The organism is Chitinasiproducens palmae, from assembly GCF_900095735.1.
In the GTDB taxonomy this organism is placed as follows: domain Bacteria; phylum Pseudomonadota; class Gammaproteobacteria; order Burkholderiales; family Burkholderiaceae; genus Chitinasiproducens; species Chitinasiproducens palmae.
The window spans coordinates 58,619-76,409 of the sequence record NZ_FNLO01000015.1; the positions used below are offsets into that span (position 1 = coordinate 58,619).

Here is a 17,791-nt window from a genome sequence, read left to right on the forward strand (position 1 = left end):
GCGCCGCGCGACCGCGTTCCCTGCTAGGCAATCGCCGGCCGTGGTCGTTGGCTGCCGATGCGCAACACCAGTCCGGCGGTCAGCACGCACACGACCCCGATCATGATGGTGACGAGTTGATAATTGCCGAGCGACGCGCGCATCGTGCCGGCGAGCACGGCCGCGCTCGCCGCACCGAGCTGGTGCCCGGCCACCACCCAGCCGAACACGATGGCACCGCGCTCCCGACCGAAAAGGTCGTTGCTGAGGCGTACCGTCGGCGGCACGGTCGCGATCCAGTCCAGGCCGTAGAACACCGCGAACACCGGCAGGCCGAAGAAGTCGAAGCCGAACGCAAACGGCAGGAAGATCAGCGACAGGCCGCGCAGCCCGTAGTACCACGACAGCAGCACGCGGCTGCTGTAGCGATCCGACAACCAGCCCGACAGCGTCGTGCCGACCAGGTCGAACGCGCCCATCGCCGCCAGCAGGCCGGCGCCCTGCACCGCCGAATAGCCCTGGTCGATGCACATCGAGATGAAGTGGGTGCCGATGAAACCGTTGGTACTCGCGCCGCACACGAAGAAGCTGGCGAACAGCAACCAGAATCCGCGCGTCTTCGACGCATCGACGAGCGTCGTGATCGCCAGCCGCGCCGGATTCATCGCGGTACGCGGCGCCTCGTCCGGCGTCGATGCGGTCGCGCCATAGGTGCGCAGTCCCACCTGTGCCGGCGAATCGCGCAGCAGCCACGCCGCGAACGGCAGCATCGCCAACGTCGCGAGGCCAACCGCCAGCGCCGGCGCCTGCCAGCCGTAACGCTGTGCGAGCATCGCGAGCAGGGGCAGGAAAACCAGTTGCCCGGTGGCCGAACTGGCCGTCATCAAACCCATCGCCAGACCGCGCCGGGTGTGGAACCAGCGGTTGACCACCGTGGCGCCCAGGGTCAGCGCGGCCATGCCCGAACCGGTGCCGACCAGTACGCCCCACGACAGTGTCAACTGCCAGACATTGTGCATCAGCAGGCTGCCCAGCGAGCCGGCACTGAGCAGCGTCAGCGCAGCCAGCACCGTCCGTCGCACGCCGATGGCCTGCATCAGCGCGGCGGCAAAGGGGCCGACCAGTCCGTACAGCACCAGGTTGATCGAGATCGCCGCCGACGTGTCCGCGCGCGTCCAGCCGAAGCTTTTCTCGAACGGGACCAGCAGCACGCCGGGCGCCGAGCGCGTGCCGGCTGCCGCCAGCAGGACCAGGAAGGTGACGATCACCATCACCCATGCATAGTGAAAGCGTCGGACGGGTGCGGGACGGGGAGCGGTCATGGCGATCGGCGGCGGGACGACCGTCGCGCCGGCCGTCGAAAGCGCGTAGTGTAAAACGGCTGGCGCGGACGCGCCGACCGCTGCCGCAGTGTGGCGGCGCCGAAACGCATGCGGACGACTGCCGCCAGCCATTTACGACGCGGGCGGGCTCGGCGGCTTGGTGGCCGAACACGCCGCGCCTGCCAGGCGCTTGCCCCCATGCGTTTGCACCCAGGCACGCGCGCCTGCGGCGCCGCGGTCCGCCGGTGGCGCGGGCCGCGCATCGTCGGGATCGGCTCGGGCCGCCGCGCGGCCGGCTGCTCGCGGGCAGCCAGTGGATTGCGCTACAATCGCGCCTTCGGAGCACGGTCGCCGGCCGTCCCGCCGCCGTCATCGGCGGATACCGGCAGTCTCAGGAAGAGTGGCAGAGCGGTTGAATGCACCGGTCTTGAAAACCGGCGATGGGCGACCATCCGTGGGTTCGAATCCCACCTCTTCCGCCAGTTTGGCGCTCCCGCCGGCAAGCCGGCCTCGGCCGACGCCGCATTAGATCGGTGATTGGCGCCCTTCATATTCGTCTTCGCTGGGGCGACGCATTGGGATAAGCGGCGCGGGATAAGCGGCGCGGGATAAGCGGCGCGGGATACACGGCACAGGTTACACAGAACGACAAGGCATCAGACGCCCGTTTCGAAGCACCCTTCCGTGCGCGCGTTATAGAAGGGCTTGTCCGGCTCGTGCAAAAGCTCGCTCAAGGCGGCGACGCGTGCGGGTGACAAGCGAGACGAATCGACACCGACCGCCAGAAGCACCTGCGCAATGTCCTTGCGCTTTGTTCGGATTGCTTCGTCGAGAAAGCTTGGCTCGCCACGAAACGCTGCATTGAAGTCCGCGCCGTTGGCTTTGAGCATCCTGGCGAAGTCGAGCGACCGGGCGACCTGGACGTTGTCCATGAACGCATAAAGCGCCTCCGTAGCCTTCTGCATCTCGGCATGCTCGATTGCCACGGGCTGCGCTGTCAGCAACCATTTCCCGACGTGCATCGCGGCACCGCTGGCGGCCGCCACGAGCAGATGATCGCCGCGCTGGCCCGGCCCCCCGCGCTGCAACGGAATGCCGTTCGATGACAGAAACGTCACGAGGTCGAGCCGGTCCAGCCGGGCGGCGAGCTGCAATGCCTCGCTTCTCGCGTACGCATCGCTGACCGGCAGCAGGAGGCGCATCATGTCCATGTCGCGTTTGGCCACGGCGACGCTGAGCGGCATGGGATTCGGAATATACGACCCCTCGCAGGTGCGCAGATCCGTTTGCGAAGGATACCAATTGCCGACGCTGACCCGGGCGCCTCGGCCGACCAGATACGTCGCCACATGGTGCGAACTCGCCCAAGTCGCGACGAGCAGATCGTCATGCTGGTTCGAGAGGGCTTGGCAACGCTTGCTGCACGCCTCCCGCGCGCGCAGCAACGCCGGGAGATCGTCCTTGCCGATCGCGTCCTCGATGGCGCGGCGCTGAGCATATGCCGATTGTTCCAGGCCGCCTGTCCAAAGCGCACTGACTGCCCAGCCGGCGTAGAAGAGCGCGGGGACCGCCTGGATCAGAAGCAGCAGCCGGAGCCAGCGGGGGCGAAAGCCTGAACCCCAACAGACTGCATTGAGAAAAAACGAAAGACAGTTTCCGGCGCCAAGCGCCTGCATACCCAACGCGGCGCCCAGGCCCGGAAAGAATCCGCCATTGCCCGGGCTCGCGGCAAGCAAGCCGCCCACTATCAGACTGACGGCGAGAATGACGGCCGAAGCAGGCAAACAAATCGATTGCATCAATGTTTTCATCGGCGAGCATCTGCATCGGTACGAATGGTCATCAGGATCCCCGTGCTCGCCAGCCACGCGATAGCCGGTCAACTGACGCATCGATTCTTGGATATCGCTGCCTGCATCGACCCGATTCGGAAAGACAACATCGGCCGGCAATCGACAGCATGCGATTTCGCGCTTGCCTGCCCCGAGAAGCGCGCTCACCGCGTGAAATGTCATCAGGCGGCCGCACGCCCGATTGTATGCGGCTCACGGTCACCCGTGCCTCGTAAAGCCCCTGCGGCAACCGGTTGCCGCTGTCTCGGCTGCGAATGGCCATCGCATGCGTCAGTCACGTCCTTCAGTCGCGTGCTTCAGTCGCGTGCTTCAGTCGCGTGCTTCGGTCGAACACATTGGCTGCGTGCCCTGGTTGAAGCGTCAAGCCGGCAGTTGCCGCCACGGGCGGCGAGCCACATCGCGCCCATGCTATTCTCAAAAAGCGGCGCTGCGGACCCGTGGGCGATCCGGTCAGGCCCGCGCTTAAAGGCGGCCACGTCACGCCATTGCGGCCACGTCACGCCATTCGAGGGTTGCCATGCCTCGGGCGGCGGATCGCGACAATCGCCCGGTTCGTCGCGCGCCCGCCGCGCGCATGGTTCGTCCAGCGGCACGCGCCGATATGTTTTCTCCGTACAGCACGGCACCGCAGGCCACCGGGCCGGCAGTTGTCATCGGGAGGCATCATTCGTCACCTATCGCGTTCGCGCCGTGTCCTGAGCCTGCTCGCCGCGACACTGCTGTTTCCATTGGCAGGCGTGTTCGTCGGCATCTGGGAGCAACAGCGCGCCACAGCCGACTGGATCGATTTCGAGAATGAGCATCTCAGGCTTGCGCGCCTCGTCGCACAGTTGGAGGCCCGGATGCCGCCCGGCGCGCCGCCGGACTTCACCATCCAGTTCCGACGTCGCGGGCAGTTGTATGGCGGTCCGTACGCGATAACACAGGCGCGTGCCGCACGCGACGAAGCCGCGACGTTGTCGACGCTGATGTCCATCCGGCGCATGCTGCCGCCGGTCGTCAGTTGGGCCGCCGGCCTCGCCGGCGTGCTGTCGGCAGCGGTGCTGGTGGCGGGCGGCCTGCTCGGCCGCTTCGGCCGCGCTTCTCGTGAGACGCTGGTACGCGGCTTTGCGGCGATGCGGCGCGTGCTGCCGCCGGTGCTGGCGCTGCGCATCACGCTCGGGACAGTCGCGTTCGTCGCCGCCGTGGCATTCGAAGCCGCGGCGTTGGCACAGCCGGGGCTGGGCAGCGCCGAAATGAAGATGATCGCGGTCGCGATCGCGGCGGTGCTGGCCAGTCTATGGGTAGCGGGCAAGACACTGCTTCGCCTGAGACATGCACTGGCGGCTTTCGAGCCGGACCCTTTGCCGATGCTGGGTCGTCCGGTCGGCCCGGCCGAGGCGCCCGGCCTCTGGCGTCTGGTGACCGAACTGGCGACGAAGCTGGACGCGCTTGCGCCGGAGTCGATCGTCGTCGGCCTGACCGAAGGCTTCTCGGTCAGTGCCGGTCCCAAAATACTGGAGCCGGCCGAGCAGGCGCTGGACGGCCGTACGCTGTATGTGCCGCTGCCCTACCTCGCCCTGCTGCGGCCGGACGAAATCGCGACGATCATCAGCCACGAACTGGCGCACTTCGCGGGCGGCGACACGTCCTACAGTCTGCGCTTCCTGCCCATCTACGCGGGCGTCGACCGCTCGTTGAGCGCCGTGGCGGACGGCGCGGCGAGCGGTTCCGCCTTCGGTTTGCTGCGCCCGGCCATGCGGCTCGGCTCGTTCGTGATGGACCAGTTCCACTACGCGGTGCGCCACTGGAGCCGGGAACGCGAATTCGCGGCGGACGCGCTGAGCGTGCGGCCCACCTCGCCAGATGCGGCGATGCGAGCGCTGTTGCGCACTGGCGCGGTAACGCCACGCGTGAACGAGACGCTGGACCACGCGATCGAATTTCCGCATGCGGCGCCGGCCGATCTGGTCACGGCATCGATCGAAACAGCGCTTGCGCGCGGCCTCGACGATCCAGGCGAACATCTGGGCATCGAGCAGGCGCATCCGACGGACACGCACCCGACGACGCGCGACCGGCTCGCCCGCTTCGGCGGGTCGCTCACGCCGACCTTGCTTGCCGCAGCCGCCGCGCCGCCGGAACCTGACGCCCATCAAACCTTGGCGCGGTACTTCGCCGACCCGGCGCGAGTCTGCGAAAACGCGACAGCGGATTTCGTCGGCGTCGTGCGCGAGCATCACCACGTCTACCAGGCGCATCTGGAAGCCACCGCTGCGGAGGTCGGCGAGGAAGCGCGCGTGCTGTTCGACAACAGCCGCCGGCCAGCGATCTTCTGCAGCGCCGTCGGCGCCGTGTTCCTGCTCGCATCCCTGGCGCTCGCGATTCTCGGCTTCCCGGGGCTGTCGCGACCAGAAGCGCATGTCGTCGCATGGTTCGCCTGCGCACCCGGCGCAGTGTTCGCGGCAGTCGGCATCGTGCGCCTGCGACGCGGCGAACGCGTGCTCCTGACGCTGCGTCCAGACGCGCTCGTGATACCGGCGCTCGATCGTCCGCTTCCGTGGCACGACATCGCCGACCTCGACATGCACATGCGCTACAACGGCATCGGCATCCGCCTGTTGCTGCCGCCAGAGGCGCCGTTTCCGCAGTGCACGCAGCGCAGCCGCGCCCTCAAGCTCGACACCGAGCGGCGCATCATCACGTTGCGCATCGGTGTGCCGCGCAAAATGGCACCGCGCCAGGTCGCCGAACTGCTGGGTCTGTATCGACGCGCCGCCCAGGCCAGGACACTGCTGACCGAGCATCATGCGCGGCCCACCGAGCCGACCGATTTTCCCCTGCCGCCCGAGACCCGCCATGACGCAACCGTATGACCATCGCGCCGAACTGCGGCTGCCGCCGCCCGATCGCGACTGGAAACAGACGCTCTGGGTGATACTGGCCATCCTGATGTTCGGCGGAATGCTGCTGGCCGCCGCCATCCATACCGCGCCGGCCGTACTGTCCGACTGGCGGATTCGCGAGACCGCGCGCCCGATCGATGAAGGCGACGTCAGCGAGGGCAAGTGCCACGCGAAGCTGGTGTTCCATATCTGCGACGCCACGCTGGTCGTGCCGACGCCCGCGGGAGCCGTGGCCAGACGCGTGAACTACGTGTTCACCGGCGTACACGTCGGCGACTACACGGTGCGCGTGATGGCCGACCCGGCGCACCCCGACCTTGCGACCACCGACCTCGCACTCGCCAAGCTCTGGAACCGCACGCTCACGCTGGTCGCCTGCGTGGCCGTGCTGCTGGCGCTGATCGTGATGCCTGCGCTCGCACTGATTCGCAACCGCCGTCCGAAACAACTGGCCGAGCCGACCGGGCCGGCATGACGCGTCAGCCGTTGCGCCAAGCAACGGACAATGCGCTTGATGGCTGCAATTGACCCGCGCTTGACCGTGCTTCACCGCGGCATGTCCCGCCGGTTCCTCTCCCTTGACAGGGCACCACCAAAAGCGAGGGCGCCGGGTGCGGCGACATGCGCCATGCATGCGACCAGCCTCGGCTGGCATGAGCCATGGCAGCGTCTGTGAGTTAGCGTACTGCCGATCATGCATCAACGTGCGAAAATGTGTGGTCCCCGCCAAGCGCGTCGGTGCAAAGGCCGACCGACTCCCCGTGGAAACACACTATCGCTCGCTGTCCCAGAACGCCCTCCGTCTGCTGATTCTGGCGCTGGCCCTTGTTACCGTGCCCCTGGTGACCCGACTGCCGCAGTGGGTCGTTTGGGAAAATGGCCCGGTCGAAAACGCGCAGGCCATCGTGCTGCTGTTCGGCGCCATCGTCGCGGGGCTGTCCGCCGCCCGCGCGCGGACCCGCGAAGCGCGCGCGTTCTGGCTTGCTGCCGCCCCGCTGTGGCTCATCTTCTTCGGTCGTGAATTGAGTTGGGGGGCAGTGTTCCTGACGCCGCTCGACATGACGCCCGAAGGCCCGGTCTTCTCGTCGCACGCGCTGTTCTACAAGCCCGTCGTGCATCCGGCGGTCGGGCTGCTGATTGCGTTCTCGCTCTACCAACTCTTCGTGAGACGTGGGATACGGCTGCTCGCGAACGTGCACCGGTCCGGTCGATTTCCCTTCTTCGAACTGGTAGTGGCGGCCATCGGTTTCATCGTGTCGACCGCCACCGAAGGCCACGCGCATCTGTCGCTGCCGCTGACCGCCGGCCCTGCGCAGATCGCCGAGGAATGCGCGGAACTGGTCGCGTATCTCGCATTGCTGTCCGGCCAGTGGCGACTGCTCGGCCACGCTGCGCCGCAGACTGCCTGACCAAGCCATTGCCCGTGAGGCGCTTGCGCGTTCGTTGACGACCGCGCGGTGTGCTCCGATGCCCTTGCCCTACCCCGCTCCGCCTTGCGTTGCGTTGCGGACGCGCGGCTTCCAGGCAGTGACTCGGCGCCGCCGCGAGAGCGTGCTGGCCGCCCAGGCGAAAGCCCGCTGTTGCCCCACGATCCGACATCGTCGCTGCAGCAAGGCAGGATGTGCGACCATTCCCGCGCCGCCGCGCTCGCGGCGACGAGATCCCGCCTCCCTCGGTCCGATAATGAAATCCTTGCTGCTGTTCGCCGCTGCCGCCCTCGCGGAAATCGTCGGCTGCTATCTGCCGTACCGCTGGCTGCGGGCAGGCGGCAGCGTCTGGTTGCTGCTGCCGGCGGCAGGCGCGCTGGCACTGTTCGCGTGGCTGCTCAGCCTGCAACCGTCGGCCGCCGGACGTACCTACGCAGCCTACGGCGGCGTCTACATCACGTTCGCAATGCTCTGGCTGTGGCTTGTCGACCGTGTGCCACCGACACGCTACGACTTCCTCGGCGTCGCGCTCGCGTTGGCCGGCATGGCCGTGATTGCCTTCCAGCCACGCGGCTGACCCCGCCTCGATCCCGTCAACGGCGCGCACCGCGTTTTCGTGGGTCGCGCGCAACGCTCGTTGGCCGACGGTTCTAAGCGATCAGAGGCTGATATATGATAACGATTCTCATTTATAAAGCGTGAGCGCTGGCGCCGCGCGTTCCGTCCGCGCGTCGTCGCATGAATTCTTCTCTTTTTCGTACAGATGCCCTGCACACGCTGTACAGCGACCATCATGGCTGGCTGTTGCAGTGGCTGAACCGCCGTCTCGGCAATCTGGGCGACGCGGCAGATCTGGCACATGACACTTTCATCCGGGTCATGACGGGCCAGCGTCAACCGACACCCGAGCAATCGCGCGCCTTCCTCACGCAAGTGGCAAAGGGCCTGGTGGTCGATCTGCATCGCCGCCGCCTGCTCGAGCACGCCTACTACGAGTCGCTGCAGGCGCTGCCCGAAGCATGCGTACCATCGCACGAGACGCAGATGATGCTGCTGCAGACGCTGGTCGCGATCGACCGGGCGCTGGACGCGCTGCCGCCACGCGTACGCGAAACATTCTGTCTGTCGCAGTTCGACGGTCTCAAATATAGCGAGATCGCGGCCCGGCTCGGCATCTCGCTCGGCGCGGTGCGCAAGTACATGTTCCAGGCGCTGCAGGCCTGCCATGCCGCACTGGACGAGGTGCCGGCCGCATGAGCGCTGCATCTCCGTTCGCGTCCCGGCAGGACGGCATCAGCGCCCGCGCGCTGGACGAAGCGCTGGAATGGCTGGTGACGTTCTGTTCGGGCGAGGTCACGCCGGACGAACGCGAGGCTTTCCAAAGCTGGCTGCATGCCGCGCCCGACCACACGGCGGCATGGCAACGCGTCACCCGCACCGGCAATGCGCTGGCCGCGGTGCCGGCCGCGCTCGGCGGCCGCGTGCTGCAGGCACCGGACAAGCGGCGGGCGGCGACGCGCCGGCAACTGCTCGGGTGGGTCGGCGCCGCCGTCGCGACCGGCGCCGTGGTCGGTTTCGACAGGCGTCGCGAGCTGGCCACCCTGAGCGCCACGATGGGTGCCACCTACCGTACCGCGACCGGCGAACAGCGCTGGCTGGCCTTCGAAGACGGGACGCGCGTGCTGCTGGACACGGCGACCGCGCTCGACGCACGCTTCGATGTCCGCGAACGCCGCCTGCAACTGCACGCGGGCGCGATCATGGTCGAGACCGGTCATGCCGCTGCATGGGCCGCACGACCGTTCCTTGTCGAGACCGTGCGGGGCACGGTACAGGCGCTCGGCACTCGCTTCTCGGTACGGCAGCGCGAGCACGATGCACTGGTGGCGGTCCTGGACGGACGCGTCGAGGTCCGTCCCCGCAGCGGGCACGGCCGCGCGCTCGACGCCGGTACGCAAGCCCGCTTCGATCTCTCCGGCATGTGGCCGACACAGGCGCTGGACCGCGACGCGCAGGCCTGGCGGGACGGCTTGCTGGTGGCACGCGAGCGCCCGTTGCCGGACCTGCTGACAGATCTGGCGCGCTACCGGCGAGGCGTCGTCGACTGCGACCCCGCGCTCGCGACCACCTTGGTCTCCGGCGTCTTTCCGCTCGACGACACGGACCGCGTGCTCGATTCCCTCGCGCGCGCGTTGCCGATCCGTGTGCAACGGACGACGCGCTTCTGGGTGCGAGTCACGCCCCGCACCGCCTGAACTTTATTCTGCGAAAACCGTAACGCTTTTTCCGTTTCGTCCGGGATGTCTTGAGAAGCAAAAACAATTTCAAGACCGCGAAAGAGGAAACTGCCATGCTCCGCCCTTCGGTATCGCAACAGCGCCGCGACCAGTGCCACGACCAGTGCCACGACCAGCGACGCGACCGGCGACGCGACCCGCACCGGCTGGCGTCCCGCAACGGCTCGCCAGCCGCCCGGCCGGCGACGCGTCTGCCGCTGCCATTGCCGCGCCGCACGGTGCTCGCCAGCAGCATCCTGCTTGGGCTCTCGTGCATGTCCGGGCCGGGCTTCGGCGCGGAACCGGAGGACGCCACCATCACCGGCACGAACCGTCCGACCGCCGCGCGTCAGCATTACGAGATTGCGCCCGGTCCGCTCGACCAGACCCTGAACACGTTCGCGGGACGCGCGCACGTCCTGCTCGTCACGCCGCCGGCACTGGCGCGGGGGCGCCAAAGCGCCGGCTTGCGGGGCGACTACAGCGTCGACGAAGGCTTCACCGTGCTGCTCGCCGGTTCGGGACTGGAAGCCCGACGCGGCGCCGACGGCAGCTACCTGTTGCACGCCGTTGCCGACGACAGCGTCGGTGCGATTCAGGGCGACGCCCTGCCGCTGATCAATGTCAGCGCCGCGGTCGCCGCCACGGGCCTGGCGCGTCCGGCGCAGGCCGGCGCGCTCGGCTCGCGCGCGGTGCTCGACACGCCCTACTCGATCAGCGTGATCGATCAGGAAGAACTGGCGGATCGTCAGGTCACGACGCTCGAACAGGCCTTCCGCTACGACGCGTCGACCACGGCGAGCAACAGCGAGTACGCCCGTGACGCCTCCATCATGGTGCGCGGGCTGGGCATCTCGGACTCCTTCGGATTCAAGGTCGACGGTCTCGCGCTGCCCGGATGGGGCAATCAATTGCCGCTGGAGCTGTTCGACAGCGTCGAACTGCTCAAGGGTTCGACCGCCTTCATGTACGGCTTCGGCGCGCCGGGCGGCATCGTCAACTATGTCAGCAAGCGGCCGACCGAGCGCACGCTGTTTTCGGCGGACGTCGGCTACAAGACCGATTCGCTTTTTTCGGAACACGTCGACGCCGGCGGCCGCTTCGGTAACGACCGCATGTTCGGCTACCGTTTCAACGCGATTCACGAACAGGGCGGCACCTACACAGACGATGGACGGCAGCGGCGCGACGGGGTCGCGGCGGCCTTCGACGCCCGCCTGACGCCCGATCTGACGCTGACGCTCGACGGACTGTATGCGAAGCGCAAGACCAACCGGCAGATGTTCTGGGGCTACTACCTCGGCTCGGGACTGACGCTGCCCGCGACGGTCGACCCGTCGATCACCGCGGCACCGGCCGGCAGCTATTACGAGACGAGCACCGCACTGTTCACCGCGGGACTGGCGTGGCGCATCTCGCCGCAGTGGAGGGCGAGCATCGCATACCGGTATGCACGGCAGGACTTCAACTATGTGTATGGCGATCTGGCCATCGAGGACGCGGCGGGCAACTACTCCGCGAGCGAAACGGCGGGCCGCTACGGCTCGATCAATCGTCAGTTGAACATGCAGGTCGAAGGCGAAGCCCGCACGGGCGCGCTTGGCCACCAATTGGTGTTCGGCGCGAACCGGTACGAGATCGATTCGATCGGCGGCCGCGACGGCTACTGGGGTCAGCTGGGCACCGGCAACATCTATCGCCCGTCGACGCTGAGCGTCGTTTCGCCCTATCAGGGCGATCAATCCACATATACGTACAACAAGATTCGCCAAAGCTCGCTGTTCGCAAGCGACACCGTGAGTCTCGGCCGCTGGTCGCTGATCGGCGGACTGCGCTACACGCACTTCGACCAGGCCGACTACAACGGCCAGGGCAGCCAGACCAACGGCTACATTCGCAACCCGCTGTCGCCGACCGTCGCGTTGATGTTCAAGCCAACGCCCGGCACGACGCTGTATGCGAGCTACGTCGAATCGCTCGAACAGGGGGGCCGCGCGAGCGCGACCGCGGCCAACGCCAACGAAGTCCTGGGGCCGCGTCGCAGCCGGCAGTACGAGCTGGGCTTCAAGGCCGAGCAGGATCGCTGGGCGGCAAGTGCGGCACTGTTCCGCCTGCAACAGACCGCCGAGTATCTGGACGCGAACAACTACTACGTGCAGAACGGCCAGACCCGCTATACCGGCGTCGACATGGCCGGGCGCTACCGGCCGGCCACCGGGCTGACGATACACGGCAGCCTGATGTACCTGCAGACGAGCTACATCGAGAACACAAGCAACCTCGACGGCAAGCGCACCACCGGCACGCCGCACTGGCAGGCCGCGGCGCGCGTGATCTACGACGTGCCGTCGATCGATGCACTCAGCCTGCAGGCGGGCGGCAAGTTCGTCGGCACGTCGAAGCTCGATACGGCGAACACGATCAACCTGCCGTCGTACTTCGTGATGGATCTGGGCGCGGTGTACCGGCTGCGGCTGCGCCAGAGCGAAGTGACGCTCAGCGCGCAGATCCAGAATCTCGCCAACCGTCGCTTCTGGTTCTACAACGGCGACTCGTACATCCAGATCAGCGCGCCGCGCACGCTGGCCCTGAACGCGCGCATCGCCTTCTGAATGCCGCGGCCGCACGCGCGGCCGCCCACGAGACTGTCGACATGAACTTTCGCAACCTGCTGCGTGCCGGCTGCCTCGCGCTGGCTGTGTGCAGTACCGGCGCGGCGGCCGACGCGCTATGGCTGGCGCCCGCCGGCACGACCTTGCGCCTGCATGCCGGCGTGCCCGACGCGCCGCGAACGCCCGATGCGCTGGAAGCCGTGCAGGCGTCGCGTGCCGGCGAACCGTTGACGGTTGCCAGTGGCGCGCTCGCCGCGTCGCCGGCAGCCAGCGTCGACACGCGCCTGAGCGCCCGCCGGCTCGGGCCGGACGGCGAGCCGGTAATCTACCTGGCACGCTTCGGCCGCAACGAGACGGAAGCACGCAACGCGCTCGAACTGGTGCCCACCGAAGCGGGTGGCAATCGCTTCGTGCTCATCTGGCAAGGCCGCGTGGTGCCAGCGAGCAAGGTGTTGGTCAGCACCTCGGCCGGCTGGCGCCGGACGCTGCTGCCAGCCACGGATGGCTCGGTGACGCTGCCGACGCCGTTCCCGGCCCTGTACGTGCTCGAGATCGCGGCGCGGGCATCCGGGCCCGCCGCGGCACCGGGCGACGATCCACGGTATGCGAATGCACGCTACGTTGCCACGCTGAGCTTCGAGGCTGGCCGGTGACGCGTGCATCGCAGCAGTCGGCGCAGCGGCAAACGGCGCACGGCGCAGGCCGGCGCCGCGCGTTGCGCCTCGGCGCGACGGCCGTCGCATTGCTTGCGCTCGGCGCGCTCGCGGTGGCGCTGCGCCCGCGTATCGAATACACGACGCAGGCGGTCGGCCGGGGCGACATCGAGGCGACCGTGCTCGCGGTCGGTACACTGCAGCCGGCCGCCTACGTCGACGTCGGCGCGCAGGTCTCCGGGCAGATCATGCGCCTGTATGTGCGTCCCGGCAGCGAGGTGCGGCGCGGCCAGGCCCTGGTCGAAATCGATCCGAGCGTGCAACAGGCGACGGTCGACGCCGGCCGTGCCGGTCTCGCCGCGCTGCGCGCGCAGCTGGACGAACAACGCGCGCAATCCCGCCTTGCGGCGCAACAGGACGCGCGCCAGCGCGCGCTTGCCGCGGCTGGCGCCACCCGCGACGAAGACGTCGAAAGCGCGGCCGCCAGCGCCGCCGCCGCGCGTGCGCGCATCGCCAATCTGGCGGCCCTGATCGCGCAGACGCAGGCCAATATGCGAGCCGACGAGGCACGCCTCGGTTACACGCGCATCTATGCGCCGATGGCCGGCACGGTGGTCTCGGTCGAGGCCCGCGAGGGGCAGACCCTCAATGCGACGTACCAGACTCCCAATATCCTGCGCATCGCCGACCTGTCGGTCATGACCGTCTGGACCGAAGTATCCGAGGCCGACGTGCGGCGCGTGCGCGCCGGCATGCCGGTGTATTTCACGACGCTGGGCGACGACACGCGGCGCTGGCAAGGCACCGTCCGCCAGATCCTGCCGGCGCCGCCGGTGCCCGAAAACAAGGGCACGACGGCTGCCGCAACGCCGCCCGCGAACAAGGTGGTGCTGTACACGGTGCTGTTCGACGTGCACAACGCCGATCACGCACTGATGCCCCAGATGACCGCGCAAGTGTCCTTCGTCAGCGCCGCGGCGCACAAGGTGCTGGTGGCGCCCCGCAGCGCGTTGACCGCCGTCGCGGACTCGCCCGACCGGTTCACCGCGCGCGTGCTGGGCGCACACGGCGAGGTCGAGCTGCGCACGGTGCGCGTTGGCGTCGGCAACCGGATCGCCGTCGAGGTGCTCGACGGACTGCGACAGGGCGAGCGGCTGGTGACCGGCGAACGGCGCGTCGGTGGCCTGAAGGGGCGTTTCCGACTATGAGCGCACCGTTGATCGAAGTCGAGAACCTGCGCAAGCGCTATGGCGGCATCGATGGCGCGCCCGTGGTCGACATCCTGCGCGGCGTGTCGCTGCGCATCGCGGCCGGCGAGTTCGTCGCCATCGTCGGCGCCTCCGGCTCCGGCAAGTCGACGCTGATGAATGTGCTCGGCTGCCTGGACCGGCCCAGCGAAGGCCGCTACCGTTTCGCGGGCCGGGACGTTGCCACGCTGACGGCCGACGAACTGGCGTGGCTGCGACGCGAGGCATTCGGCTTCGTCTTCCAGGGCTACCACCTGGTGCCGACCGATTCGGCGCTCGAGAACGTCGAAATGCCGGCGATCTATGCCGGCACCGGCGAAGCCGAGCGCCACGCGCGCGCTCGGCAACTGCTCGGGCGCCTGGGCCTTGCGCAACGCGTGAGCCACCGGCCGAATCAGTTGTCCGGCGGTCAGCAGCAGCGCGTTTCGATCGCCCGCGCATTGATGAACGGCGGGCGCGTCGTGCTCGCCGACGAACCTACCGGCGCGCTCGACTCCGCGAGCGGCGCCGAAGTGATGCAATTGCTGTCCGACCTGGCCGATGCCGGCCACACCGTCATCCTGATCACACACGACGCGACGCTGGCCGCCTGCGCGCGCCGCGTCATCGAGATTCGGGACGGCACGATCGTGCGCGACACGGCGGACCCGTCGGCGCCAGCGGCGAACGCCGATGCCGCGCCATTCCACTGGCCGGCACGACCGGCCCGCAGCGGCCCGCGCCGCTGGCCCTTCGATCGCGCCGCCGCGCGCGCGGCCTGGCGCGTGATGGGCCTCAACCGTTTCCGCACGGCGTTGACCTTGCTTGGCATCGTGATCGGCGTCGCCTCGGTGATCGTGATGTTCGCGATCGGTCTGGGCGCGAAGGACCGGGTCATGACGCAGATCGGCGCGTTCGGGTCGAACCTGCTCTACATGGCCGCGATCGGCGAGTCGTCCCGCATGCCCGGGCGCAGCCTGACGCTGGCCGATCTCGACGCGATCGCCGCATTGCCGGACATCGCGCACGTGCTGCCCAACATCACCGGCAACCGCGTCGTGCGTGCCGGCAGCCACGACATGCAGACCTATGTGCGCGGCACCGGGCCGGCGCTGCCGTCGGTGCAGAACTGGCAGCTCGCGCAGGGCAGCTTCTTCGACGCCGAGGACGAACGCCAGGTTGCAACGGTCGCCGTGCTCGGCAGCAAGGTCGCGCGCGAATTGCTGCCCGACACCGCCGACCCGGTTGGCCGGACCTTGTTGATCGGCCGCACCCCGTTCCTCGTGATCGGCGTGATGAGCGCAAAGGGTGCGCTGACCGGCGAGAAGGATGACGATAACGTCGTTCTGGTCCCGTTCAGCACCGCGTCGGTGCGGGTGTTCGGCCAGCGCGAGCCGACCTACGCGGTCATCGCCGTGCGCGACGTGGCGCGCGTGGCGATCACCGAAACGGCGGTCGCGGCCTTGATCGAGAAACGCCACCGGATGCGCGACTTCCAGATCTTCAACTCGGCCGCGTCGCTGGCGGCGCAGGCCAAGACCCAGGATGCAATGACGGTGATGCTGAGTTTGATCGCGGTTGTATCGCTGGTGGTGGGCGGCATCGGCGTGATGAACGTCATGCTGATGACGGTACGCGAGCGCACACGTGAGATCGGCATTCGCATCGCGACCGGCGCGCGCCACGGCGACATCGTGCGGCAGTTCCTTACCGAGGCGATGCTCGTCTCGATTACCGGCGGCGTGCTCGGTGTCTTGATCGGCCTGGCGATCGGGCTGGGCCTGCTCGCGGCCGGCGTGCCGGCCGTGTTCTCGCTGCGCGCCATACTGGCCGCGTTCGGCTGCTCGCTGGCGACCGGCCTGGTGTTCGGCTACATGCCGGCGCGGCAGGCCGCGCGACTCGACCCGGTGGTTGCACTGCACGGCGCATGAGACGGACGATCCTGCCCCGCTACACGCCCTTCGGCCGGCGGCGCGTCGCGGCGGCGACAGCGTGCGGTTTGGCGCTGGTGGCATGCCTGCTCGTGTCGGCCTGCGCCTCGCCCTCGGAAGAAGCCGATCGCGCCGCGGCAGCGCGCGTGCCGGCGGCCTGGCGCAACGCCGCGCCGCAAGACGTTGACGCGGGTGCGCGGACCGAGGCGCGCGCCGCAGCCGCAGCGTCGGCCCCTGTCGATGGCTTTGCCGAGCGCTGGTGGCAAGTCTACGGCGCGCCAGGCCTGGATCGCGCGGTGGACCTTGCGTTGCGGCACGGAAGCGATACCGCGACGGCGGCCGCCCGACTCGACGAAGCGGCGGCCGTTGCCCGTCTCGCGGGCGCGCAACGACTGCCGCACGCGAGCGCGACGCTCGGCGTCGAACGCGAAGGCCGCCTCGCCGGCACGCGCGAGGCCAGCGGCAACGCGGCGTTCGCCACGCTGGAGATCACGCACACGCTCGATCTGTGGGGCGAGCGGCGTGCCTTGCAGGCGGCCGCGCTGGCACGCCAACGCGCCAGCGTCCACGACCTCGCCACGGTACGCCTGACGGTGGCAGCGGCGACCGCTTCCGCGTGGCTCGAAACGGTCGCGCTTGGCGAACGGCTCACGATTGCGCGGGCGAACGCCGACCTTGCGCGGCGTGTTCTCGACCTCGTCGCCGTGCGCCAGCAGGCCGGCGTGGTCACGTCGCTGGATCTCGCCACGCAGCGCGCCCTGCTCGCCGAGCGCGAACGCGACGCAGCGGCAATGCACGGCGCGGCGCGCCAGGCCGAAGCACGGCTGGCGATCCTGCTCGGCGGCAATGCGGCCGAGGTGCCGCCATTGCTCGCGAACGCACGTCTCGATGCGCTCGCCTGCCCCCGCATCGATGTCGGACTGCCGGCCACCCTGCTGCTCCGGCGGCCGGACCTTGCGCGCGCCGAAGCGGCGCTGGCCGCCGCGGACGCCGACCTGCGCGCCGCGCGAGCCGCGCTGTTGCCGTCGATCGATCTGGCGGCCAGCGTGGGCGGCGGCGGCAACCGCTTGCGGCAGATCCTGTCGAATCCGCTCTACGGCCTTGCCGCGGCGCTGACGGCGCCGATTTTCGACGCGGACCAGCGCCAGGCCGAGCGCGACATCGCCGCCGCCCGCCGCCAGGCATTGTTGAGCGACTACCACGGCGCGATCGTGAATGCATTCGGGGAGACCGAAGGCGCGCTCGCCCTGCGGCAGTCACTGGGCGCGCAAGCGCTCGCCCAGCAGCGCGTATTGGACGAGGCACAACGCGCATACAAGCTCGCCGAGGCGCGGTACCGCGCCGGCAGCGATACGCTGCTCACGCTCCTCGACGCGCAACGCACGCTGTACGAAGCGCGTGATCGGGCTGTTCTGCTGCGCCTCCAGACCCTGCAGGCCACGGTTGCGCTGCAGGCCGCGCTGGGTGGCGGCTGGCAGCGCGGCGCGGCTGGCGCGGCCGTCGCCGGCGGCTGATTCGAGATGGCGGACGATGAAGCCAGGCAACTGTGGTCTGCCCGGCTTGACGGGAAACAGTGGCGCCGTCAGTATGCACACTAACCCGGTCGTCGTAGCCCGAATCAAGACAA

13 protein-coding genes and 1 tRNA gene are annotated in these 17,791 nt (G+C 68.6%); 12 read left to right on the forward strand and 2 right to left on the reverse strand.

What is annotated here, in order from left to right; genetic code table 11:
- Positions 1–23: 23 nt before the first annotated feature.
- A complete protein-coding gene (locus BLU54_RS20665) occupies positions 24–1,301 on the reverse strand; it encodes an MFS transporter (RefSeq protein WP_091912731.1) in 1,278 nt (425 codons plus the stop codon).
- A gap of 394 nt (positions 1,302–1,695) precedes the next feature.
- On the opposite strand from BLU54_RS20665, the gene BLU54_RS20670 reads away from it, so the two are divergent.
- Positions 1,696–1,783 (forward strand) — tRNA-Ser (locus BLU54_RS20670).
- Positions 1,784–1,957: 174 nt separating this feature from the next.
- Here BLU54_RS20670 and BLU54_RS20675 read toward each other — a convergent pair.
- Positions 1,958–3,184 carry an ankyrin repeat domain-containing protein gene (locus BLU54_RS20675; protein ID WP_139169781.1) on the reverse strand — a complete coding sequence of 409 codons (1,227 nt, stop codon included), beginning with the start codon at positions 3,182–3,184 and terminating at the stop codon, positions 1,958–1,960.
- A gap of 617 nt (positions 3,185–3,801) precedes the next feature.
- Between BLU54_RS20675 and BLU54_RS20680 the strand changes: the two genes are divergently transcribed.
- From BLU54_RS20680 to BLU54_RS20730, 11 genes are all read left to right on the forward strand, one after another.
- The gene (locus tag BLU54_RS20680; protein WP_211435387.1) at positions 3,802–6,009 is read left to right on the forward strand and encodes a M48 family metallopeptidase; all 2,208 of its coding nucleotides are present in this window, start codon (positions 3,802–3,804) and stop codon (positions 6,007–6,009) included.
- Positions 5,993–6,514 (forward strand): hypothetical protein, encoded by a 522-nt coding sequence (locus tag BLU54_RS20685; RefSeq protein ID WP_091912576.1) that lies wholly within the window; start codon positions 5,993–5,995, stop codon positions 6,512–6,514. The genes BLU54_RS20680 and BLU54_RS20685 overlap by 17 nt, the downstream gene beginning before the upstream one ends.
- Positions 6,515–6,800: 286 nt before the next feature.
- Positions 6,801–7,448, forward strand: a complete 648-nt coding sequence (locus BLU54_RS20690; protein WP_139169782.1) for a hypothetical protein — start codon at positions 6,801–6,803, stop codon at positions 7,446–7,448.
- A 274-nt stretch (positions 7,449–7,722) separates the two neighbouring features.
- The gene (locus BLU54_RS20695; protein ID WP_091912580.1) at positions 7,723–8,043 is read left to right on the forward strand and encodes a YnfA family protein; all 321 of its coding nucleotides are present in this window, start codon (positions 7,723–7,725) and stop codon (positions 8,041–8,043) included.
- Positions 8,044–8,204: 161 nt separating this feature from the next.
- Positions 8,205–8,723, forward strand: a complete 519-nt coding sequence (locus BLU54_RS20700; protein WP_091912582.1) for a sigma-70 family RNA polymerase sigma factor — start codon at positions 8,205–8,207, stop codon at positions 8,721–8,723.
- Positions 8,720–9,721 carry a FecR domain-containing protein gene (locus BLU54_RS20705; protein WP_091912584.1) on the forward strand — a complete coding sequence of 334 codons (1,002 nt, stop codon included), beginning with the start codon at positions 8,720–8,722 and terminating at the stop codon, positions 9,719–9,721. Before BLU54_RS20700 ends, BLU54_RS20705 begins: the two co-directional genes overlap by 4 nt.
- Before the next feature lie 95 nt (positions 9,722–9,816).
- Positions 9,817–12,354, forward strand: a complete 2,538-nt coding sequence (locus BLU54_RS20710) for a TonB-dependent siderophore receptor (RefSeq protein ID WP_139169783.1) — start codon at positions 9,817–9,819, stop codon at positions 12,352–12,354.
- A 41-nt stretch (positions 12,355–12,395) separates the two neighbouring features.
- On the forward strand, positions 12,396–13,007 hold the full coding sequence (locus BLU54_RS20715) for a hypothetical protein (RefSeq protein ID WP_091912588.1): 612 nt from the start codon (positions 12,396–12,398) through the stop codon (positions 13,005–13,007).
- Between the two features lie 62 nt (positions 13,008–13,069).
- The gene (locus tag BLU54_RS20720) at positions 13,070–14,215 is read left to right on the forward strand and encodes an efflux RND transporter periplasmic adaptor subunit (protein WP_091912735.1); all 1,146 of its coding nucleotides are present in this window, start codon (positions 13,070–13,072) and stop codon (positions 14,213–14,215) included.
- Complete coding sequence (locus BLU54_RS20725) at positions 14,212–16,164, forward strand: MacB family efflux pump subunit (RefSeq protein ID WP_091912590.1); 1,953 nt, start codon at positions 14,212–14,214, stop codon at positions 16,162–16,164. The genes BLU54_RS20720 and BLU54_RS20725 overlap by 4 nt, the downstream gene beginning before the upstream one ends.
- Positions 16,161–17,678: an efflux transporter outer membrane subunit gene (locus tag BLU54_RS20730; RefSeq protein ID WP_091912592.1), complete on the forward strand. Its 1,518-nt coding sequence runs from the start codon at positions 16,161–16,163 to the stop codon at positions 17,676–17,678. Before BLU54_RS20725 ends, BLU54_RS20730 begins: the two co-directional genes overlap by 4 nt.
- Positions 17,679–17,791 lie beyond the last annotated feature (113 nt).